The sequence below is a fragment of the Pseudomonas sp. R3-56 genome (assembly GCF_051132075.1).
GTDB lineage: Bacteria > Pseudomonadota > Gammaproteobacteria > Pseudomonadales > Pseudomonadaceae > Aquipseudomonas.
Window position 1 is genome coordinate 6,005,001 of sequence record NZ_CP071657.1, and the last position, 19,030, is coordinate 6,024,030.

Here is a 19,030-nt window from a genome sequence, read left to right on the forward strand (position 1 = left end):
ATGGCCGGAGCACTCAGGCCCTTCCAGCCCTTCTCCAGCACGAAGCCTCGGATATCGCCGGCGTCGTCCTTCGCCCAAACGACAAACACATCCGCGATCGGACTGTTGGTGATCCACATCTTGCTGCCGGTCAAGCTGTAGCCGCGTTCAACCTTGCGCGCCCGAGTGATCATCGCGCCCGGGTCGGAACCATGGTTCGGCTCGGTCAGGCCGAAGCAGCCTATCCATTCGCCTGAAGCCAGCTTCGGTAGATACTTCTGTTTCTGCGCCTCGGTGCCGAATTCGTTGATCGGCACCATGACCAGTGAGGACTGCACGCTCATCATCGACCGGTAGCCGGAGTCCACACGCTCCACTTCCCTGGCGATGAGGCCGTAGCTGACGTAATTCAGACCGCTGCCGCCGTATTGTTCGGGAATGGTGGCGCCCAGGAGGCCCACTTCGCCCATTTCACGAAAGATCGCCGGGTCAGTCTTTTCATGACGGAACGCCTCCAGTACGCGCGGCGCCAGCTTCTGCTGAGCGAACTGCTCGGCAGTGTCGCGAATCATGCGTTCTTCTTCGGTGAGTTGCTGGTCCAGCAACAAGGGATCGATCCAGCTGAAGCTCGCTTTACCGGCCATGAAAAAGTCCTCGCCAATCAAATGGAAAATCGTGGACTGATCCTAGGCCCGGTTTCCCACGAGAGCAAACGAGGATTCGGCATGTTGTTGTGCTAATTTCTCACTCCGTAAACGCCATAGACCGCTGTTGTGCAGATAACGAGTGAGGCTTGCGTATATGCGTCGTAAAATCCCAAGCACCGCCGCCCTGATCAGCTTCGAGGCTGCCGCACGCCACGAAAGCTTCACCAAGGCGGCACTGGAGCTCTCTCTCACCCAAGGCGCTATCTGCCGACAAATTGCGAGCCTGGAGGACTTCCTTGGCGTGGAGCTTTTCCGACGCTCGAGACGCGGCGTCAAGCTGACTGAAGCGGGGCTTTCATATAGCCGTCGAATCGCCACGCAACTGGATGCCGTCGAGCGCGATACCCTTTCAGTGATGGGGCACACCGGCGCGAACGTTATCGAACTCGCCGTCGTGCCCACCTTCGGCACTCAATGGCTGCTGCCACGCCTCAAGGATTTCCAGCGGCAGCATCCTGAGGTGACGGTCAATCTCACCAACCGCACGCGCCCTTTCCTGTTCGCCGATACGGATTTCGATGCAGCCATCTACTTCGGCGACGCGGACTGGTCCGGCACCGAATCTCACAAATTAATGGGGGAAAAGCCGTTGCCGGTATGCAGCCCCTCCTTACTAGGCAACCGCAAAACTCTGACGCCGGAGGCAATCGCCGAGCTCCCCCTGCTCCAGCAGACAACCCGCCCATACGCGTGGCGCCAGTGGTTCAACTCACAAGACCTTAATATCGCACGCGACCTGACAGGTCCGCGCTATGAACTATTCTCCATGCTTGCCCAAGCCGCCATGCACGATATGGGTGTTGCCTTGATCCCGCCCTTCCTGATCCAGCGCGAACTGGCGGAGAAGCGCTTGGTCATTGCCAACCCCAATGCCCTGTCGAGCCTCAAGGCGTATTACCTGATGATCCCGGAACGGAAGGTGGAATCGGCCTCGCTACGGGCATTTCGCGATTGGCTGGTCACCGAAGCTAGAGACTATGACGTTGAAAATTAAGGTAAAACTGGTCACGCAAATAAGTAGTAATACTATATAAAGCACTACAGATATAACTATTTGTCGCATTTAACCAAACTGTGATCATATCGGTACAAACGTCCTAGAACCGTTGAAACACGTGGCTTTAAGCCATATCGAGCGAGTCATATCGCTCCATTCATCTGACCGATGCAAAAAGAATCATAGTTACCGTTATCCCTTGATTTGTCTGGGTTTAGCGACCTTTACCTCGCCAGTTGCGACATTCGGTCACAGGGTGACTTGTAGTTATATTTACGTCACGCGTCATAATCCCTTGAAGGGCTGAATATTCGCCTGCAAAATGCCGCGCCCCGCCTGGTCAGGCGGGATCGTGCTGATCGGCCGCCCCAGTCGCACCATCCGAAGTGCCTGGGTTTACTCAATAAGATCACGCAGGAGATTTGACGTGCACATTGGTGTTCCTCTCGAAACCCAGACGGGTGAAACACGGGTTGCTGCTACCCCGGAAACCATCAAGAAGCTGGTCGGCCAAGGCCATAAAGTCACTGTTGAAAGCGGCGCCGGCATCAAGGCCAGCGTTATCGACAGTGCCTATGAGGCAGCGGGCGCAACCATTGGCAGCGCCAGTGATGCATTCGGGGCCGAACTGATCCTCAAGGTGGTCGCCCCCAGCGACAGCGAGCTGACGCTGATCAAGAGCGGCACCGTTCTGGTGGGCATGCTCAACCCGTTCAACAACGAAACCATCGCCAAGCTGGCCGAACGCGGCATCACCGCATTCGCCCTTGAGGCCGCGCCGCGTACCTCCCGCGCTCAAAGCCTGGACGTGCTGTCGTCTCAAGCGAATATCGCCGGCTATAAAGCCGTGTTGCTGGCCGCCCATCACTATCCGCGCTTCATGCCGATGCTGATGACCGCCGCAGGCACCGTGAAAGCGGCGCGCGTGCTGATTCTCGGCGCGGGCGTGGCCGGACTCCAGGCGATTGCCACGGCCAAGCGCCTGGGCGCTGTGATCGAGGCATCGGACGTGCGTCCCGCAGTGAAAGAGCAAATCGAATCCTTGGGCGCCAAATTCGTCGACGTGCCTTACGAGACCGACGAAGAGCGTGAATGCGCCGTCGGCGTCGGTGGTTACGCCCGGCCCATGCCCGCCAGCTGGATGCAGCGCCAGGCCCAAGCCGTGCACGAGCGCGCCAAGCAGGCGGACATCGTCATCACCACCGCATTGATTCCGGGCCGCAAGGCACCGACTTTGCTGAGCGCCGAAACCGTCGCGCAGATGAAACCGGGCTCAGTGGTCATCGACCTCGCAGCAGCCCAGGGCGGTAACTGCCCGCTGACCGTGGCCGATCAGGTGGTGGTCGAAAACGGCGTGACCATCTGCGGCCCGACCAACCTGGCCGGTGAAGTTGCGGCCGATGCTTCGGCGTTGTACGCCCGTAACCTGCTGGACTTCCTGAAGCTGGTCTTCACCAAGGAAGGTCAGTTCGACGTCAACCTGGAAGACGACATCGTCGCCGCGTGCCTGATGTGCCGCGACGGCCAAGTCATCCGCAAAAACGCCTAAGCAGGGATTCAGACAATGGAAGAGCTTATCTCCCCCGGTATCTACAACCTGATCATCTTCGTGCTGGCGATTTATGTCGGTTACCACGTGGTCTGGAACGTTACACCCGCGCTGCACACGCCGTTGATGGCGGTGACCAACGCCATCTCGGCAATCGTGATTGTCGGCGCCATGCTCGCCGCCGCCCTGACCGTAACGCCGCTAGGCAAGACCATGGGCACTCTCGCCGTGGCCCTGGCCGCGGTCAACGTGTTCGGCGGCTTCCTGGTGACGCGCCGCATGCTTGAGATGTTCAAGAAAAAAGCCCCGAAAGCCGTAAAAGAAGAGGCGCCCAAGTAATGAGCATGAACCTGGTAACGACGCTCTACCTGATTGCGTCGATCTGTTTCATCCAGGCCCTCAAAGGCCTTTCGCATCCCACCACCTCCCGCCGAGGCAACCTGTTCGGCATGCTCGGCATGGCGCTGGCGGTGCTCACTACCGTGGGTCTCATCTATAAGCTGGGGGCAGAGCTGGCCACTGCCGGCATTGGCTACGTCATCGTCGGCCTGCTGGTTGGCGGTACCGCCGGCTCGATCATGGCCAAGCGCGTCGAGATGACCAAGATGCCGGAGCTGGTAGCGTTCATGCACAGCATGATCGGCCTGGCGGCGGTGTTCATTGCCATCGCGGCGGTAGTCGAGCCGCAATCGCTGGGTATCGTCAAGCAACTGGGCGATTCGATCCCGGCCGGTAACCGTCTGGAGCTGTTCCTCGGCGCGGCTATCGGTGCAATCACCTTCTCCGGTTCGGTGATCGCTTTCGGCAAGTTGTCGGGCAAGTACAAGTTCCGCCTGTTCCAGGGCGCACCGGTACAGTTTGGTGGCCAGCACAAGCTCAACCTGATCCTGGGCCTGGCAACGCTGGGCCTGGGCCTGACCTTCATGTTCACCGGCAACCTCGGCGCGTTCGCCTTGATGTTGGCCTTGGCCTTCGTGCTGGGTGTGCTGATCATCATCCCGATCGGCGGCGCGGACATGCCGGTGGTGGTCTCGATGCTCAACAGTTATTCGGGCTGGGCGGCCGCCGGTATCGGCTTCTCGCTGAACAACTCGATGCTGATCATTGCCGGCTCCCTGGTAGGTTCGAGCGGTGCGATCCTGTCTTACATCATGTGCAAGGCGATGAACCGTTCGTTCTTCAACGTGCTGCTCGGTGGTTTCGGCAACGCCACAGATGCGGCTGGCCCGGCAGGCTCGAAAGAAGCCCGCCCGGTGAAATCCGGTTCGGCAGATGACGCGACCTTCCTGCTGACCAACGCCGACACAGTGATCATCGTGCCGGGCTACGGCCTGGCGGTGGCACGGGCGCAGCATGCGTTGAAAGAGCTGACCGAGAAGCTGACCCACCATGGCGTGACCGTCAAATATGCGATCCACCCGGTGGCCGGTCGCATGCCCGGGCACATGAACGTCCTGCTGGCCGAGGCCGAAGTACCTTACGACCAGGTGTTCGAGATGGAGGACATCAACTCCGAGTTCGGCCAGGCCGACGTGGTGCTGGTGCTGGGCGCCAACGATGTGGTCAACCCGGCGGCGAAGAACGATCCCAAGTCGCCGATCGCCGGCATGCCGATCCTCGAAGCGTTCAAGGCCAAGACCATCATCGTCAACAAGCGCTCGATGGCCAGCGGCTATGCCGGCCTGGACAACGAGCTGTTCTACCTCGACAAGACCATGATGGTGTTCGGCGACGCCAAGAAGGTCATTGAGGACATGGTCAAGGCCGTGGAATAAGCTCCGCTGTGTTATCAAAACGCCCCGACTTGTCGGGGCGTTTTGATTTGTATCAAGGCAGAAAGTTACCGATACGGTAATGATGTTTTGCCTGAAACGCCCGTAATAGACGCCTCAAATGCGACTTTTGTAGCGGGTCGGGCACGGCGCGAATTCTCTACACTGCGCATCCTGCTTCCTGCCCGAGACAACCATCCATGTACCGTGACCGCATCCGCCTGCCTTCGTTGTTGGACAAAGTGATGAGCGCTGCCGAGGCAGCCTTGCTGATCGAGGACGGGATGACCGTTGGCATGAGTGGCTTCACCCGCGCCGGAGAAGCCAAGGCGGTACCTCATGCACTGGCCGAACGGGCCAAGCTCATGCCGTTGAAAATCAGCCTGATGACCGGAGCGAGCCTGGGCAACGATCTCGATAAGGAGCTCACGGAGGCAGGCGTGCTCGCGCGACGCATGCCCTTCCAGGTGGACAGCACCCTGCGCAAGGCCATCAACGCTGGCGAGGTCATGTTCATCGACCAGCATCTATCGGAGACCGTTGAACAGATGCGCAACGCGCAGCTCAAGCTGCCCGATATCGCCGTGATCGAAGCCGTGGCTATTACCGAACAAGGTCATATCGTGCCCACCACATCAGTGGGCAATTCGGCCAGTTTTGCGATTTTCGCCAGACAAGTGATCGTCGAGATCAATATGGCCCACAACCCGAATCTGGAAGGGCTCCACGACATCTATATCCCGAGCTACCGCCCAACCCGCACACCCATTCCCCTGGTGAAGGTCGAGGACCGCATCGGTAGCCCTGCCATTCCAATCCCCGCGGAAAAAATTGCCGCCATTGTCATCACCCATCAAGCGGACTCACCCTCCACCGTCCTGCCACCTGACAGCGATACACAGGCTATTGCCGATCACTTGGTCGATTTTTTCAAGCAAGAGGTGGCAGCCGGACGGATGACCAACAAGCTCGGCCCGTTGCAGGCCGGAATCGGTAATATCGCCAACGCCGTGATGTGCGGCTTGATCGACTCCCCGTTCGAAGAACTGACCATGTATTCCGAGGTGCTGCAAGACTCGACCTTCGACCTGATCGATGCAGGCAAGCTGAGTTTTGCTTCTGGCAGTTCCATTACCTTGTCGGCTCGACGCAATGCCGATGTCTTCGGCAACCTGGAAAGGTACAAGGACAAGTTGGTCCTGCGCCCGCAGGAAATCTCCAACCATCCAGAAGTTGTGCGCCGCCTGGGCATCATCGGCATCAACACAGCGTTGGAGTTCGATCTGTACGGCAACGTCAACTCAACCCATGTGTGCGGCACGCGGATGATGAACGGCATTGGCGGATCGGGCGACTTCGCCCGGAATGCGCACCTGGCGGTGTTCGTTACCAAATCCATCGCCAAGGGCGGTGCCATTTCCAGCGTCGTGCCGATGGTCAGCCATGTGGACCATACCGAGCACGATGTCGACATCCTGGTAACAGAGATTGGCCTGGCCGACCTGCGGGGGCTCGCACCACGGGAGCGAGCGAGGGTCATCATCGACAACTGCGTACACCCTATCTATCGCCAGGCGCTCAGCGACTATTTTGAAGCCGCTTGTAAGCTGGGCGGACATACGCCGCACATCCTGAAGGATGCGCTCAGTTGGCACCTCAACCTCGAGGAAACCGGACGCATGGTGGCGATTTGATACAGCTGGCCTAGCGATACGGCAATAACAGTTTCGGTGAATGCTTACGGCAGGGGCGGTCACCGTATAAAACTGTACTACTGTACCGGTTATTTCTTACACCCCATTCCTACAAAACCGGGAAGAACAGCCTAAAATGCACCTAAATTGTGCGGACAGGTACAGTTGCCTCAATATCGACCAGTACACCGCTCTTTAACAGTTAACTGGTCTCTCACAATACAGGTGAACTGTATCTAGAGAGACTGGCCAAACGAGAGGATCATGGGCACCAGTCAAACCACTACCTGATCCCGCCACAAGCGGAAGGATGTCAACCATGGAACGTACACTCAGTTCCGAGCTGTTTTTCGAAGACAAAGCTGAAAAAAACCAGGCTTCCCTGCCTCTTCGCGTTATCGCCAACCTGATGTTGTGGCAGCGCCGCATTGCCAGCCGCCATCAACTGGCTCGTCTGGATTCGCGTCTGCTGGCTGACGCCGGTATCAGCGAAGCACAACGCTACGAAGAGCTGAGCAAGCCGTTCTGGCGCTAACTCAGCGTCGCTGGCCCTGACCCACCGGGTCCATCGCCAGCATCGAATTGAATAAACGAGACCCGTCGTGGGAAACCACGACGGGTCTCGTCGTTTATGGGCCCGGGGTTGAATTTTTACTGAAACTGAACAGTTTTAAAATTTTCAACTATGACAAGTACAGTTCAAACTGCTCGCCTTATTATTGTTCTGTAGCTGTCAGCCGCCGCGTTCTGTCCTAATATCGATCCTGACGTGGCGAAGCGAGTCGAATCTGCGTCTCTTCCTTCCAGCTACACGCACCGGCATCCTTCATCATCAAGGAGTTACATCATGATCCGTCTTCGCCTGCTCAGCACAGCTGTCCTGCTGGCCGTAGCCGCCCATTCCAACGCCAGCAGCTTTATCGTCACGACTGACTCCATCGTCGGCGCACTAAAAGCCACTTCCGACGTAACCTCCGACGCCACCTCTTCACTGCGGGACAACAAGATTGTTCAAGCTGCCCGTGATGATGCCGCCAGTTTCGTGGCTAGCGAAGGGGCCATCCGTGGCGTGAAGCTGGAAAGCGCGCTGGATTTCATTCGCCAGCAGGCTCCACAGCTCAACGCCACCGATGCGCAGTTGGCACAGGCCATCCTGGTTATTTGATGCAACATGAAACATCGGACACCCAGAGGTGTTCCGATGTTTCAACGCTGGCTCTGGCCCGCTGGTTTGCGCTAGCCTTCAGGCTCGCCAACAACTGTCGAGTCTCATGCGTTTTTCAAATCTGTACCGAGTCTTTTTCTTCGCAGCTTTCTGCTGGTCTGTTCCGGCTCAAGCCTTTGACGTATCCACCCAACAGCTGGTGGCCAGCGCTTATGCCACAAGCCTCGTGACCTCGGCGCCCTTCGACAATAAACTGGTCGTCGCCGCTCGCGATGACGCCGCAACATTCATTGCCAGCGATGGACAGTTGCGAGGCGCACAGTTGGAATCGGCCTTGGCTTACCTGCGCCGGAGCCAGCCAAAACTTCACGCCAGCGACCTTGAACTGGCACAGGCAATTCTCGTCCAATAGCTATCTGTTTTTTCTTTTCGGAGTCGTTCCATGCGTAGCCCGCTGATTGCTGCCGCCCTTGGCCTGCTGGTGTTGGCCGATGTGGCCCAGGCACATACCTTGGTAGCCACCAGTAACATCATCGTTCGCGCTTCCCAGCGCTCGATCGATTTCACTTCTGACACCACTACCTCCATCCGTGATTCGAAAATCGTCCGTGAAGCCCACGATGACGCGGCCAGCTTCGTCGCCAGCAACGGCGAAATTCGTGGCGCTCATCTCGAGGCCGCTTTCGAAACCTTGCGTACCCGCGTACCGGAAGCTCGCGATGCCAGTGATCAGGTTCTCGCCGAAGCCATCCTCGCATTGTGAGGCGACTCGCCGCCTGGCTGACGGCCGGGGTCGTGCTGCTCATTGGCAGCACTGCCCAGGCCGGCCTGCAGCTACACCTCAATAGCGACGGCTTGAGCCCGGCGCAACAGCAGGCCAGTCAGGCATTGCTCGATGAAGCCATGCAAGCATTACCTCCGCGCTTCATCGAGCGATTGGACCGGCGCATCGATGTCGGCTGGACTGACCAGATGCCGGAAAACGCCTACGGTCAGGCTTCGCTGGTGTCACAGCTGGATCTCAACCGTAACCTGCTCGACAGCCTCACCGACGGCAGCGCCGCCAGGCAAAAGACCCAGCGGCCGCACGGCACGGTGCGGCGAGAAATGCTCGCCACGGTCCTCCACGAACTGACTCATATCTATGATCGCTCGCGTCTATGGCCGGATGCCGAACGTGCGCTGATCCAGCGCTGTACGCGGCGCAACAGCAGTGCAGGATTGATCGGGCTTCCGGATGAGTGCCGGGGCGAGAACGACCGACGCTTCACCCTCAGCGATGATCCACGCTTGCTCGACCTGGCCGGTTGGCCGCAATACGTCGGCCGCCGCGGCGAACGGGAACAGCATAACCGCCAGGTCGCCCGCAGCCCGGACCTCTACGAGACGAGCAGTCCCAAGGAGTTCGTCGCGGTGAACATGGAGTATTTCCTCCTGGACCCGAGCTATGCGTGCCGGCGCCCCGCCCTGTATCGCTATTATCAGGAACACTTCGGCTGGGCGCCTGCCGCCAAGGACACCTGCGCCCAGTCCTTCGCTTTTCTCAACGCCGGCAACGATTTTGCCAAGACGCCGCTGGGCAAGGTCGATCCGGAGCGCGTCTACGCCATCGATTACCTGCTGGCCGAAGCCAACCAGAACTGGGTCAGTCGCTGGGGCCACAGCATGCTCCGGCTGGTGATCTGCGCACCAGGCCGACCACGTGGGCCGGATTGCCGGTTGGACCTGGATCAGCATCTGGTGTTGTCTTACCGTGCGTTTGTAGGTGATGTACAGCTGTCGAGTTGGGACGGACTGGTGGGCAAATACCCATCGCGCCTGTTTGTGCTGCCGCTGGCCCAGGTAATCGATGAATACACCAAGACTGAACTGCGCAGCCTGGCATCAGTTCCGCTGAACTTGTCTCGTGCCGAGATCGAGGAGACCGTCGAACGTGCCGCCGAAATGCATTGGAGCTACGACGGAAACTACTATTTCCTCTCCAATAACTGCGCAGTTGAAAGCCTGAAGCTGCTGCGCAGCGGCAGTAACAACGAGCAGCTCAAAGGCCTGGACAGCATCATGCCCAACGGCTTGCTGGAAATCCTCAAGGGTCGAGGCCTGGCGGATACCAGCGTACTGGATGATCCCAAGGAGGCACTGCGCCTCGGTTACCGTTTTGACTCGTTCCGCGACCGCTACCAGGCGATGTTCGAAGTCCTGAAAAAGCATCTGCCCATCAAACAGCAAACCGTAGAAGACTGGCTGGCCCTGGACGCCACTGAACGCCGCGCCTGGTTCGAGCAGGCAGACCTGCGCACCAGTGCGGCGCTGCTTCTATTGGAGCAGGCGAGTTTCCGCCGGCAATTGCTGCTGGCTCAGGATGAGGTCAAGCAGCGCTACCTCAATGCCCGCGAATTGCAGAACGGCGGTATGGAACGGGCAAACGCGACGCTGCAACAGATTCTCGCCAACAGCGGTTTCCTGAGCCGCCCGGCCGAATTGCTGGGCAGCGGCGGCTATGGTCTGCCGCAACCCAGCGAGTGGCAACGACTGGAATCGGAAAGCAGCCTGCGCCAGAAGCAACTGCAAACGCTCACAGGCGACCTGGATAAGGAGGTTCGCGCGTTGCTGGAGCCGAGCCGCGCAGCTGAAATTGCTGCAAGCGAGGCCAACGTGAAGGTGATCGGCGAACATCTGCGCAAGCTGCACAAGGCAGGGGGCGGGTTGGAGTTGCCCTGACCCGTTTGGATGAAACTTAAAAAAGGGGGTTCAGAACTCAGTTCTGAATCCCCTTTTTTGTAGCTGCAAACCGAACCTGGAATCAGCCCAGACGCGCCTTGCGCACGCCGTCAGCCAAGGCAGCACACAAGCTCAACACGCCATCGATCGCCTGCTCCGACGTGTCGGCACGGGCGATATGGTCGATCAGCGCCGAGCCAACCACTACCCCATCGGCCAGCCGCGCGATAGCTGCCGCCTGTTCAGGCGTGCGGATACCGAAACCGATGCTGATCGGCAAATCGGTATGGCGACGCAAACGCGCCACGGCCTCTTCCACATGTTCCAGCGTTGCGGCGCCGGCACCGGTCACACCGGCAACTGACACGTAGTAGACAAAGCCGGAACTGCCGTTGAGCACAGTGGGTAAGCGCACGTCGTCAGTGGTTGGCGTAGTCAGGCGGATAAAGTCCAGGCCGACAGCCTGGGCCGGTTCGCACAGTTCGCTGTTGTGCTCAGGCGGCATGTCCACCACGATCAGGCCATCGACGCCGGAGTCCAGCGCCTCGCCGATGAAACGCTGCACACCATAACGATGGATCGGGTTGAAATACCCCATCAATACCAGCGGTGTCTCGGTGTTGTCCTTGCGGAACTCACGCACCATCTGCAGGGTTTTCGCCAGGTTCTGCTGGGCGCCCAGGGCGCGGATATTCGCCAGCTGGATTGCCGGGCCGTCAGCCATCGGATCGGTGAACGGCATGCCCAGCTCGATCACGTCCGCGCCGGCGCCAGGCAGGCCCTTGAGGATCGCCAGCGAAGTGTCGTAGTCCGGATCACCGGCGGTGACAAAGGTCACCAGCGCGGCGCGGTTCTGTTCCTTGAGTTCGGCAAAACGGGTTTGCAGGCGGCTCATCAATGTTTCTCCTGCTGGGACTGTTCCATATGGTGCATTACGGTTTGCATGTCTTTGTCGCCGCGGCCGGACAGGTTGACCACCATCAGGTGATCCTTGGGCAGGTTCGGTGCGCGCTTGAACACTTCAGCCAAGGCGTGGGCGCTTTCCAGCGCAGGAATGATCCCTTCAAGACGGCAGCATTTATGGAAAGCTTCCAAAGCTTCGGCGTCGGTGACCGAGGTGTACTGGACCCGACCGATGTCATGCAACCAGGCGTGTTCCGGACCGATCCCCGGATAATCGAGACCTGCGGATATGGAATGGGCGTCGATGATCTGACCGTCGTCGTCCTGCAGCAGGAACGTACGGTTGCCGTGCAGCACACCCGGGACGCCACCGTTCAGGCTCGCGGCGTGCTTGCCGGTCTCGATGCCATAACCAGCCGCTTCAACGCCGATGATATCGACGCTCTTGTCATCCAGGAACGGATGGAACAGGCCCATGGCGTTGGAGCCGCCACCGATGCATGCCACCAGGCTATCCGGCAGCCGGCCTTCCTGGGCTTGCAACTGATCGCGGGTTTCCTTGCCGATCACCGCCTGGAAATCGCGGACCATCGCTGGGTAAGGGTGCGGCCCGGCCACGGTGCCGATCAGATAGAAGGTGCTGTCGACGTTGGTCACCCAGTCGCGCAGTGCCTCGTTCATCGCATCCTTGAGGGTGCCGGTGCCAGCAACCACCGGGATCACTTCGGCGCCGAGCAGTTTCATCCGGAACACGTTGGCCTGCTGGCGCTCGATGTCGGTGGTGCCCATATAGATCACACACTCAAGGCCAAAACGCGCAGCCACGGTGGCAGTGGCCACGCCGTGCATGCCAGCGCCGGTCTCGGCGATGATGCGTTTCTTGCCCATGCGCCGCGCCAGCAGGATCTGGCCGATGCAGTTGTTGATCTTGTGAGCGCCCGTGTGGTTCAGCTCTTCACGCTTGAGGTAGATCTTCGCACCGCCGCAGTACTCGGTCAGGCGCTCGGCGAAATACAGCGGGCTCGGACGACCGACATAATCCCGTTGGAAGTAGGCCAGTTCCTCAATGAACGCAGGATCTTCCTTCGCCACTTCGTATTCACGGGCCAGATCAAGGATCAACGGCATCAGCGTTTCGGCCACGTAGCGGCCGCCGAACGCGCCAAACAGGCCATTGGCATCGGGGCCGCTGCGCAGGTTGAAAGGGGTCGTTGGCTGGGTCATTGGGCGCTCCAGGCGAATGCGTAGAAAAACAGTGAGGGCCACTCTACCCCTGCCATCGCGTCCTGAAAACCGATAAGATCGCTGCAACCTGTCAGGAAAACTCACAGATACCATGAGCCACGACCTCCCGCCGCTAAACGCCTTGCGTGCCTTCGAGGCCACCGCCCGCCTGAACAGCGTAAGCCAGGCGGCGGAGCAGCTGCACGTCACCCACGGTGCCGTCAGCCGGCAATTGAAAGTGCTCGAAGAGCACTTGGGTGTCAGCCTGTTCATCAAGGATGGCCGTGGCCTGAAACTCACAGATGCAGGTTTGCGTCTGCGTGACGCCAGTGCCGACGCATTCGAACGCCTGCGCACGGTTTGCGCGGAGCTGACGCAAAGCACTGCGGACGCGCCGTTCGTGCTGGGCTGCTCGGGCAGCCTGCTGGCGCGCTGGTTCATACCCCGCCTGGGCAGGCTCAACGCTGATCTGCCCGACTTGCGCCTGCATCTGTCTGCCGGCGAAGGCGACCTGGACCCGAGGCGACCTGGACTGGACGCCCTGCTGGTATTCGCCGAACCGCCCTGGCCAGCCGACATGCAAGTGTATGAACTGGCCAGCGAGCGAATCGGCCCGGTGATCAGCCCGCGCTACGCCGGATTCGCCCAACTGCGGGACGCACCGGCCAGCAGACTGTTGGGCGAGCCGCTATTGCATACCACCTCCCGCCCACAGGCCTGGCCAACCTGGGCACGGCAAAATGCCTTGGAACCCCAGTCACTGAGATTCGGGCAAGGTTTTGAGCATCTGTATTATTTACTCGAGGCCGCGGTAGCCGGGCTTGGCGTGGCAATCGCACCGGAACCGCTAGTAGCCGAGGACGTTCGTGCCGGACGCCTGGTCGCGCCGTGGGGCTTCAGTGAAACTCCGGCGCGGCTGGCGTTGTGGCTGCCCAAGCGCGCCGCGGATGGGCGCGCCCGGCAATTGGCACAGTGGCTCAGGCATGAGCTGAGCCCACCCATTCAGTCACCGCGCTTGCACAACAAGTAAGCGGCCAGCAAACCAAGCGCCCCAACCGCGACACCGGCCGTGGTCCAGGGATGTTCTTGAGCATAATCACGGGTGGCGATCCCGGTTTCACGGGTTTTCACCTTGACCTCTTCATACGCATCGCTGAGCAGATGCCGAGAGTGTTTCAGTGCGCTTTCGGCATTGGCCTTGAGCGACTTGAGGGTTTTGCGCGACTCGTCCGAAGCGTCGTCCTTCAGGCTTTCCAAGGACTTGAGCAGACTCTCGATCTCCGCTTCCATGCTTTGCAACGAGGCTTTACGTAACGAAGTGCTGGCCATGGTGGCTCTCTCCTGCAGTGGTTGAGTAGCGTGTGTGGATTGGGACTGCGACCGCTTGCGAAAGTGCAGTAAATCTGAACTTTCGCAGCGAAAACGGCGACACACGTAAGGCGAAAAATCGCTGCTAGGCTGTTAAAGACAACCAAGGAGAACGTCATGAGTGATCATCACACGTACAAAAAGGTCGAACTGGTCGGCTCGTCTCCCACCAGCATTGAAGACGCCATCAACAATGCCCTGGCGGAGGCCAGCAAAAGCCTCAAGCACCTGGAATGGTTCGAGGTCACCGAAACCCGCGGTCACATCGAAAACGGCCGTGCCGCGCACTTCCAGGTGACCATCAAGGTCGGGTTCCGGATCGCCAATAGCTGAGCTGATTTGAACTTGCACGCTGGCGGAGTGCCACAGGGAATGGCCATGCGCTATGGTTGGCGCATCAGGCCTCTCTGATACCTCCCTATTTGATCCGTCCAAGGAGTGCGAGCGATGAAGAAGTTGATGGTGGCCCTGGGTCTGCTGAGCCTTGCGGGTAGCGCGTTTGCGGCCGGCAAGCCCTGCGAAGAGCTGAAAAGCGAAATCGCGGCGAAGCTTGATGCCAAAGGTGTATCGGGTTATTCGCTGGAAGTTGTCGATAAAGGCGCAGCGGCTGACGCAAAAGTCGTCGGCACCTGCGAAGGCGGTTCAAAGGAAATCGTCTACACACGCGGTTGATTGCGCGTTCAAATCAAAGCCGACGCGGTGCGTCGGCTTTTTTGTGGCTGTGATTCAGCCTTTCATGACTTGCGCCAGCAGCTCATAGGAGTGCAGCCGGTCGGTGTGCTCGTACAAATCGCTGGTAAAAATCAGCTCGTCGGCCTGGGTTTGCTCGATCAGCACCTCCAGCCTGGCACGGATTTTCTGCGGCCCACCGATCATCGCCAAGCCAAGGAAGTCACCGACCGCTTCTTTCTCATGGGGCAGCCACAGGCCATTCATGGTTTCCACTGGCGGGCGCTGTACCAGACTTTGGCCGCGCATCAACGCGAGGATGCGCTGGTATACCGAAGTCGCCAAGTAATCCGCCTGCTCATCGGTATCCGCTGCCACCAGCGGTACGCCGAGCATGACGTAAGGTTTGTCCAGCACCGCAGACGGTTTGAAATGATTGCGATAGACGCGAATCGCTTCATGCATGAAACGCGGTGCGAAATGCGAGGCGAAGGCGTAGGGCAAGCCGCGCTCTCCGGCCAGCTGCGCACTGAACAGGCTCGAACCCAGCAGCCACACCGGCACGTTGGTCCCCGTGCCCGGCATGGCAATGATGCGCTGGTCCGGGGTTCGCGGGCCGAGGTAACGCATCAGTTCAGCCACATCGTCAGGGAAATCATCGGCACTGCCGGAGCGTTCACGGCGCAGGGCCCGGGCGGTCATCTGGTCGGAGCCGGGTGCGCGGCCCAGCCCGAGATCGATCCGGCCCGGAAACAGGCTCTCCAACGTGCCGAACTGCTCGGCGATGACCAGAGGCGCATGATTCGGCAGCATCACCCCGCCGGAGCCGACACGAATGGTCGATGTGCCGCCCGCCAGATAGCCCAGCAACACCGCCGTCGCGGAGCTGGCGATGCCGTCCATATTGTGGTGCTCAGCCACCCAGAAGCGGGTATAGCCGCATTTTTCCACGTGTTGCGCCAGGTCCAGGGAGTTGCGCAAGGACTGGGCGGCGTTGCCATCGGCACGCACGGGAACAAGGTCGAGGGTTGAAAATTTGACTTCGGACAGCTGTTTCATGGGCTGGCATCTCCAACGGCGTACCAGCTTTCCTGTGGGCGAAAGCCTGCCGTTTCTGTAGGTGTGTCCTATGAATGTGGGCATATACCCGAGATTCAATAGTAGCGGAGAAATTTCCTACTAAATTAGTCGACTAATCGACCAGGTGAACTTTATCAGCCGGTCTATCCTCACAACCCTGGCACTGAGAAATAACCAGGCGCGAACCCTCGCGCCGGATCATGAGGAGGCACACATGGCTATCGTCAAGAAAGCATCGGCTCACTGGGAAGGTGACCTGAAGACCGGAATCGGCTCCATCTCCACGGAAACCGGCGTGTTGCGCGAGGCGCCCTATGGTTTCAAGGCCCGTTTTGAAGGCGGCAAAGGCACCAACCCCGAAGAATTGATCGGCGCGGCCCATGCGGGCTGTTTTTCCATGGCGTTTTCGATGATTCTCGGCGATGCCGGGCTCAAGGCCGACAGCATCGACACCAACGCCGAAGTGACGCTGGACCAGGTTGATGGCGGCTTTGCGATTACCGCGGTGAAACTGATCCTCAAGGCCAAGATTCCGGGCGCCACCCAAGCGCAATTCGAGGAATTGAGCAACAAAGCCAAGGAGGGTTGCCCGGTTTCCAAGGTGCTCAATGCCAAGATCACCCTGGAGGCCTCGCTGGTAAATTGATGAACTGAAAAGATCGCAGCCTCTCCACAGGCTGCGGTCTTTTTGATGGGTGATCTATTTGCCCGAAGGCAATTGTGATCGAATGCAGGTCTGCAGTTTCAGCGCACAGGCAGTGCGCGCTGTATTGAGGGATTCCAGCATGAAACGATTCGCCCTGGCAGTCATCGGTTGCGCATTGGCCACATCGGCCCTCGCGGCGCCCAAGCCCTGCGAAGAACTCAAGAACGAGATCGAAGCCAAGATCCAGGCCCAAGGCGTGGCCTCCTACACGCTTGAAATCGTCACCAATGAAGAAGCCCATGACCAGAACATGGTGGTGGGCTCCTGCGAGAACGGCACCAAAAAAATCATCTACCAGAAGAACGACCGCTAGGCAGCGCTACATCAGGCAATTGGCCTGCCGATCCTCGGCGACGATTTCACGCTTGGCGTTATAGAGCCTGGCGCTTGGGGAGTAAGCCAGGTTGCGAGCCTCCAGGCGATAACGCTGGCCAGCCTCGAAATGGTCGTAGCGTACGATGAGGTAGCACAGCCGTTCTTTCGGCTCGCTCATCATGCCCAGCCCACCGCCAGCGCCGAACACCTCGAAGTCGAAGCGCACCTTCAATTCATGGCTACCCGGCGAGACCTGGAAAAATCGCCCGTCCCGCAGTCGCTGGCCGTCCAGGCTTTCAGCCATCAGCAACTTGCCGCCCGGCATTGGCGTGGCGAAATCGACCCAGGCCATGTTCGGGTCCATTTCAGGCAATGGGCTCGTTGCACATCCGCTCAACGTGGCGAGAGCCAACAACAGCGTAGGTAGGCGCATGATCGGTTTCCTCAAGTCAGGCGCCGAGCATAGCGCCGATCAGCTTTGCTGGCAGCCCGCCGGCGTGCCTTGGCCCACCACCTTTCGTTGCTCGTCATAAAGCTTGGCCCACGGACGGAAGCCGATACTGCCGGCCTGCAGCTGGTAGCGCCGGCCCGCATTGAAATCCTTGAATTTTACGTTCAACCGGCAATCACGCCACAACGGTTCGGCATCCGGGCCGATGTTGCCCGGTTCCACGGCAAATTGATAACGCACCGTCAGCTCATGGCTGCCGGGCTGCACTTCGAAATAACGACGGTCGATGGAGGCTTTGTCATCGACTTCCAGCGCTTGCAAAGCCGTGTCCCGATGATTTCCCAGGTCGATCCACGCTTGAGAGGGATCGGGATCAGGCAAACCGGCACAACCGGTCAGCAGCGACAGGCCACAAGTCAGCATCAACACGCGCATAGCGAAGCTCCGGGCAGGCGAGATAGTCTTGAGGCAGACTTCCCAGGGTGATTCCAAATTGATCAGGCAGCGTTCACGCCATCGGTTACTCGACCGTGTTTTCAGGATTTTGTTTCCAGCCCTCGTGCTTTTGTTACTCAACGGTTGTTCCAGCCTCGGTTACTACAGCCAGCTCGCCAGTGGGCAGATACGACTGCTGCAAGCTCGAGAGCCGATCGAGCGGGTCATCGCCGACCCCGCCCGTGATCCAAAATTGCGCGCGCATCTGGCCCAGGCGCGCGAAGCCCGGACGTTCGCCAGCGCCCACCTGCACCTGCCCGACAACCAAAGCTATCGCCTGTACGCGGACATTGGCCGCCCATTCGTTGTCTGGAATGTCTTCGCCACCGCGGAATTTTCCCTGGCCCCGCAAACCCACTGCTTCCCCATTGCCGGTTGTGTGGCGTATCGCGGCTACTACAGCCACAGTGCCGCCCGAGGCGAGGCAGCGATGCAGCGCTTGCGCGGCATGGATGTCTCGATTGGTGGCGTAGAGGCTTATTCGACACTGGGCTGGTTCAATGACCCGATCCTCAGTTCGATGCTGCATTGGGGCGACGAGCGCTTGGCGACGCTGATCTTTCATGAACTGGCGCACCAGCGCTTCTACGTGAAGGACGACACCGAATTCAATGAATCCTTTGCCACCTTCGTCGAGCAGGAAGGCACCCGCCAATGGCGCGCCCAACGCGGACTGACACCGGACAACGGCAACAAGGTGCACCAACGCGAGCAGTTCATCCAACTGATCCTCGACACCCGCCAGCGGCTCGAAACCCTTTACGCCCTCCCCCTGCCGGCCGTACAGATGCGCCAGCGCAAGGCCGCGGAATTCGAACGCCTGCGTGCCGACTACGAGCACATGCGCGACACCCAATGGGCCGGCGACAAGCGCTACGACGCCTGGGTCTACGCACCACTGAACAACGCCCGATTGTTGCCCTTCGGCCTGTATGACCAGTGGGTGCCGGCGTTTGCGACGTTGTTCAGGCGTGAGGGCGAAGATTGGGTCAGGTTTTATGTCGCCGTGGAAAAGCTCGGGCAGTTGGCGGTGGATGAACGCAAAGCAGCCTTAAAGGCACTCAGTGCAAGCAACCACCTACCATCCCAATGAACCACCTGCCCAGACCTGACGCAGTTGCGCCGCCTTGAGGCTGCGCTGTTCGGGATCGAAAGCCAGCATCGTACGTAACACCGACCAGCAACGCTTGGGTGGGCTGTGCGGTCATGTAGGATCAAGGAGATCGCCCCCCAAA

The 19,030-nt window shown here is 59.3% G+C and carries 23 protein-coding genes (1 of these 23 running past the window's edge); 16 read left to right on the forward strand and 7 right to left on the reverse strand.

Features of this window, described 5'->3' with window-relative positions; translation table 11 throughout:
* On the reverse strand, positions 1–623 hold the 5' portion of the coding sequence (locus tag J3P96_RS27155; protein WP_434654321.1) for an acyl-CoA dehydrogenase. It extends 559 nt beyond the left edge of the window; 623 of the gene's 1,182 nt are visible here — the first part of the coding sequence; the start codon lies at positions 621–623; the stop codon falls past the left edge of the window.
* A 157-nt stretch (positions 624–780) separates the two neighbouring features.
* Here J3P96_RS27155 and J3P96_RS27160 point away from each other — a divergent pair, with 157 nt between their 5' ends.
* The 10 genes from J3P96_RS27160 (at position 781) to J3P96_RS27205 (ending at position 10,584) form a co-directional block, all read left to right on the forward strand.
* Entirely contained in the window at positions 781–1,680 is a 900-nt protein-coding gene (locus J3P96_RS27160) for a LysR family transcriptional regulator (RefSeq protein ID WP_434654324.1), read from the forward strand.
* A gap of 430 nt (positions 1,681–2,110) precedes the next feature.
* A complete protein-coding gene (locus J3P96_RS27165) occupies positions 2,111–3,232 on the forward strand; it encodes a Re/Si-specific NAD(P)(+) transhydrogenase subunit alpha (protein WP_434626696.1) in 1,122 nt (373 codons plus the stop codon).
* A gap of 15 nt (positions 3,233–3,247) precedes the next feature.
* Positions 3,248–3,571, forward strand: a complete 324-nt coding sequence (locus J3P96_RS27170) for an NAD(P) transhydrogenase subunit alpha (protein ID WP_003187010.1) — start codon at positions 3,248–3,250, stop codon at positions 3,569–3,571.
* Positions 3,571–5,007: an NAD(P)(+) transhydrogenase (Re/Si-specific) subunit beta gene (locus tag J3P96_RS27175; RefSeq protein WP_434654327.1), complete on the forward strand. Its 1,437-nt coding sequence runs from the start codon at positions 3,571–3,573 to the stop codon at positions 5,005–5,007. Before J3P96_RS27170 ends, J3P96_RS27175 begins: the two co-directional genes overlap by 1 nt.
* A 197-nt stretch (positions 5,008–5,204) precedes the next feature.
* On the forward strand, positions 5,205–6,698 hold the full coding sequence (locus tag J3P96_RS27180) for an acetyl-CoA hydrolase/transferase family protein (RefSeq protein ID WP_434654330.1): 1,494 nt from the start codon (positions 5,205–5,207) through the stop codon (positions 6,696–6,698).
* A 319-nt stretch (positions 6,699–7,017) separates the two neighbouring features.
* Positions 7,018–7,233 (forward strand): DUF1127 domain-containing protein, encoded by a 216-nt coding sequence (locus J3P96_RS27185; protein ID WP_003187014.1) that lies wholly within the window; start codon positions 7,018–7,020, stop codon positions 7,231–7,233.
* Between the two features lie 312 nt (positions 7,234–7,545).
* Positions 7,546–7,863, forward strand: a complete 318-nt coding sequence (locus J3P96_RS27190) for a DUF2388 domain-containing protein (protein ID WP_305497647.1) — start codon at positions 7,546–7,548, stop codon at positions 7,861–7,863.
* Positions 7,864–7,969: 106 nt separating this feature from the next.
* Positions 7,970–8,275, forward strand: coding sequence for a DUF2388 domain-containing protein (locus J3P96_RS27195; protein WP_434654333.1), 306 nt, complete (start codon positions 7,970–7,972; stop codon positions 8,273–8,275).
* Positions 8,276–8,305: 30 nt separating this feature from the next.
* Complete coding sequence (locus tag J3P96_RS27200) at positions 8,306–8,626, forward strand: DUF2388 domain-containing protein (protein ID WP_039593376.1); 321 nt, start codon at positions 8,306–8,308, stop codon at positions 8,624–8,626.
* A complete protein-coding gene (locus J3P96_RS27205) occupies positions 8,623–10,584 on the forward strand; it encodes a DUF4105 domain-containing protein (protein WP_434654336.1) in 1,962 nt (653 codons plus the stop codon). The genes J3P96_RS27200 and J3P96_RS27205 overlap by 4 nt, the downstream gene beginning before the upstream one ends.
* An 82-nt stretch (positions 10,585–10,666) precedes the next feature.
* Here J3P96_RS27205 and trpA read toward each other — a convergent pair whose 3' ends face one another.
* Together trpA and trpB are read right to left on the reverse strand one after the other, a co-directional pair.
* Positions 10,667–11,479 carry a tryptophan synthase subunit alpha gene (trpA, locus tag J3P96_RS27210; protein WP_434626712.1) on the reverse strand — a complete coding sequence of 271 codons (813 nt, stop codon included), beginning with the start codon at positions 11,477–11,479 and terminating at the stop codon, positions 10,667–10,669.
* Positions 11,479–12,711 (reverse strand): tryptophan synthase subunit beta, encoded by a 1,233-nt coding sequence (trpB, locus tag J3P96_RS27215; protein WP_434654339.1) that lies wholly within the window; start codon positions 12,709–12,711, stop codon positions 11,479–11,481. Before trpB ends, trpA begins: the two co-directional genes overlap by 1 nt.
* 112 nt (positions 12,712–12,823) lie before the next feature.
* Here trpB and J3P96_RS27220 point away from each other — a divergent pair, with 112 nt between their 5' ends.
* Positions 12,824–13,741: a LysR family transcriptional regulator gene (locus tag J3P96_RS27220; protein WP_434654341.1), complete on the forward strand. Its 918-nt coding sequence runs from the start codon at positions 12,824–12,826 to the stop codon at positions 13,739–13,741.
* On the opposite strand, the gene J3P96_RS27225 is transcribed toward J3P96_RS27220, so the two are convergent.
* Positions 13,714–14,040: a DUF883 family protein gene (locus tag J3P96_RS27225; RefSeq protein ID WP_186611411.1), complete on the reverse strand. Its 327-nt coding sequence runs from the start codon at positions 14,038–14,040 to the stop codon at positions 13,714–13,716. The genes J3P96_RS27220 and J3P96_RS27225 overlap by 28 nt on opposite strands.
* Positions 14,041–14,196: 156 nt before the next feature.
* Here J3P96_RS27225 and J3P96_RS27230 point away from each other — a divergent pair, with 156 nt between their 5' ends.
* Together J3P96_RS27230 and J3P96_RS27235 are read left to right on the forward strand one after the other, a co-directional pair.
* Complete coding sequence (locus tag J3P96_RS27230) at positions 14,197–14,412, forward strand: dodecin (protein ID WP_003177209.1); 216 nt, start codon at positions 14,197–14,199, stop codon at positions 14,410–14,412.
* Between the two features lie 114 nt (positions 14,413–14,526).
* Positions 14,527–14,751, forward strand: coding sequence for a DUF1161 domain-containing protein (locus J3P96_RS27235; RefSeq protein ID WP_434654344.1), 225 nt, complete (start codon positions 14,527–14,529; stop codon positions 14,749–14,751).
* A 54-nt stretch (positions 14,752–14,805) separates the two neighbouring features.
* On the opposite strand, the gene J3P96_RS27240 is transcribed toward J3P96_RS27235, so the two are convergent.
* Positions 14,806–15,807 (reverse strand): LLM class flavin-dependent oxidoreductase, encoded by a 1,002-nt coding sequence (locus J3P96_RS27240; RefSeq protein ID WP_434654347.1) that lies wholly within the window; start codon positions 15,805–15,807, stop codon positions 14,806–14,808.
* A gap of 235 nt (positions 15,808–16,042) precedes the next feature.
* Here J3P96_RS27240 and J3P96_RS27245 point away from each other — a divergent pair, with 235 nt between their 5' ends.
* Both J3P96_RS27245 and J3P96_RS27250 read left to right on the forward strand, forming a co-directional pair.
* Positions 16,043–16,474, forward strand: coding sequence for an OsmC family protein (locus tag J3P96_RS27245; protein WP_434570548.1), 432 nt, complete (start codon positions 16,043–16,045; stop codon positions 16,472–16,474).
* Positions 16,475–16,613: 139 nt separating this feature from the next.
* Entirely contained in the window at positions 16,614–16,847 is a 234-nt protein-coding gene (locus tag J3P96_RS27250; RefSeq protein ID WP_434626720.1) for a DUF1161 domain-containing protein, read from the forward strand.
* Between the two features lie 6 nt (positions 16,848–16,853).
* Here J3P96_RS27250 and J3P96_RS27255 read toward each other — a convergent pair whose 3' ends face one another.
* Entirely contained in the window at positions 16,854–17,282 is a 429-nt protein-coding gene (locus tag J3P96_RS27255; protein ID WP_434654350.1) for a hypothetical protein, read from the reverse strand.
* Between the two features lie 39 nt (positions 17,283–17,321).
* Positions 17,322–17,735 carry a hypothetical protein gene (locus J3P96_RS27260; RefSeq protein WP_434654352.1) on the reverse strand — a complete coding sequence of 138 codons (414 nt, stop codon included), beginning with the start codon at positions 17,733–17,735 and terminating at the stop codon, positions 17,322–17,324.
* Positions 17,736–17,793: 58 nt separating this feature from the next.
* On the opposite strand from J3P96_RS27260, the gene J3P96_RS27265 reads away from it, so the two are divergent.
* Positions 17,794–18,888 carry an aminopeptidase gene (locus tag J3P96_RS27265; protein ID WP_434658349.1) on the forward strand — a complete coding sequence of 365 codons (1,095 nt, stop codon included), beginning with the start codon at positions 17,794–17,796 and terminating at the stop codon, positions 18,886–18,888.
* Positions 18,889–19,030: the final 142 nt, after the last annotated feature.

What these genes read in the sequence shown, in the direction of transcription:
- J3P96_RS27230 (WP_003177209.1), top strand. Translation starts at nt 14,197, where the DNA reads ATGAGTGATCATCACACGTACAAAAAGGTCGAACTGGTCGGCTCGTCT.
- J3P96_RS27160 (WP_434654324.1), top strand. Translation starts at nt 781, where the DNA reads ATGCGTCGTAAAATCCCAAGCACCGCCGCCCTGATCAGCTTCGAGGCT.
- J3P96_RS27225 (WP_186611411.1), bottom strand. Translation starts at nt 14,040, where the DNA reads ATGGCCAGCACTTCGTTACGTAAAGCCTCGTTGCAAAGCATGGAAGCG.
- J3P96_RS27195 (WP_434654333.1), top strand. Translation starts at nt 7,970, where the DNA reads ATGCGTTTTTCAAATCTGTACCGAGTCTTTTTCTTCGCAGCTTTCTGC.
- J3P96_RS27255 (WP_434654350.1), bottom strand. Translation starts at nt 17,282, where the DNA reads ATGCGCCTACCTACGCTGTTGTTGGCTCTCGCCACGTTGAGCGGATGT.
- J3P96_RS27245 (WP_434570548.1), top strand. Translation starts at nt 16,043, where the DNA reads ATGGCTATCGTCAAGAAAGCATCGGCTCACTGGGAAGGTGACCTGAAG.
- trpA (WP_434626712.1), bottom strand. Translation starts at nt 11,479, where the DNA reads ATGAGCCGCCTGCAAACCCGTTTTGCCGAACTCAAGGAACAGAACCGC.
- J3P96_RS27170 (WP_003187010.1), top strand. Translation starts at nt 3,248, where the DNA reads ATGGAAGAGCTTATCTCCCCCGGTATCTACAACCTGATCATCTTCGTG.
- J3P96_RS27190 (WP_305497647.1), top strand. Translation starts at nt 7,546, where the DNA reads ATGATCCGTCTTCGCCTGCTCAGCACAGCTGTCCTGCTGGCCGTAGCC.
- J3P96_RS27175 (WP_434654327.1), top strand. Translation starts at nt 3,571, where the DNA reads ATGAGCATGAACCTGGTAACGACGCTCTACCTGATTGCGTCGATCTGT.
- J3P96_RS27235 (WP_434654344.1), top strand. Translation starts at nt 14,527, where the DNA reads ATGAAGAAGTTGATGGTGGCCCTGGGTCTGCTGAGCCTTGCGGGTAGC.
- J3P96_RS27200 (WP_039593376.1), top strand. Translation starts at nt 8,306, where the DNA reads ATGCGTAGCCCGCTGATTGCTGCCGCCCTTGGCCTGCTGGTGTTGGCC.
- J3P96_RS27240 (WP_434654347.1), bottom strand. Translation starts at nt 15,807, where the DNA reads ATGAAACAGCTGTCCGAAGTCAAATTTTCAACCCTCGACCTTGTTCCC.
- J3P96_RS27220 (WP_434654341.1), top strand. Translation starts at nt 12,824, where the DNA reads ATGAGCCACGACCTCCCGCCGCTAAACGCCTTGCGTGCCTTCGAGGCC.
- J3P96_RS27185 (WP_003187014.1), top strand. Translation starts at nt 7,018, where the DNA reads ATGGAACGTACACTCAGTTCCGAGCTGTTTTTCGAAGACAAAGCTGAA.
- trpB (WP_434654339.1), bottom strand. Translation starts at nt 12,711, where the DNA reads ATGACCCAGCCAACGACCCCTTTCAACCTGCGCAGCGGCCCCGATGCC.
- J3P96_RS27260 (WP_434654352.1), bottom strand. Translation starts at nt 17,735, where the DNA reads ATGCGCGTGTTGATGCTGACTTGTGGCCTGTCGCTGCTGACCGGTTGT.
- J3P96_RS27180 (WP_434654330.1), top strand. Translation starts at nt 5,205, where the DNA reads ATGTACCGTGACCGCATCCGCCTGCCTTCGTTGTTGGACAAAGTGATG.
- J3P96_RS27250 (WP_434626720.1), top strand. Translation starts at nt 16,614, where the DNA reads ATGAAACGATTCGCCCTGGCAGTCATCGGTTGCGCATTGGCCACATCG.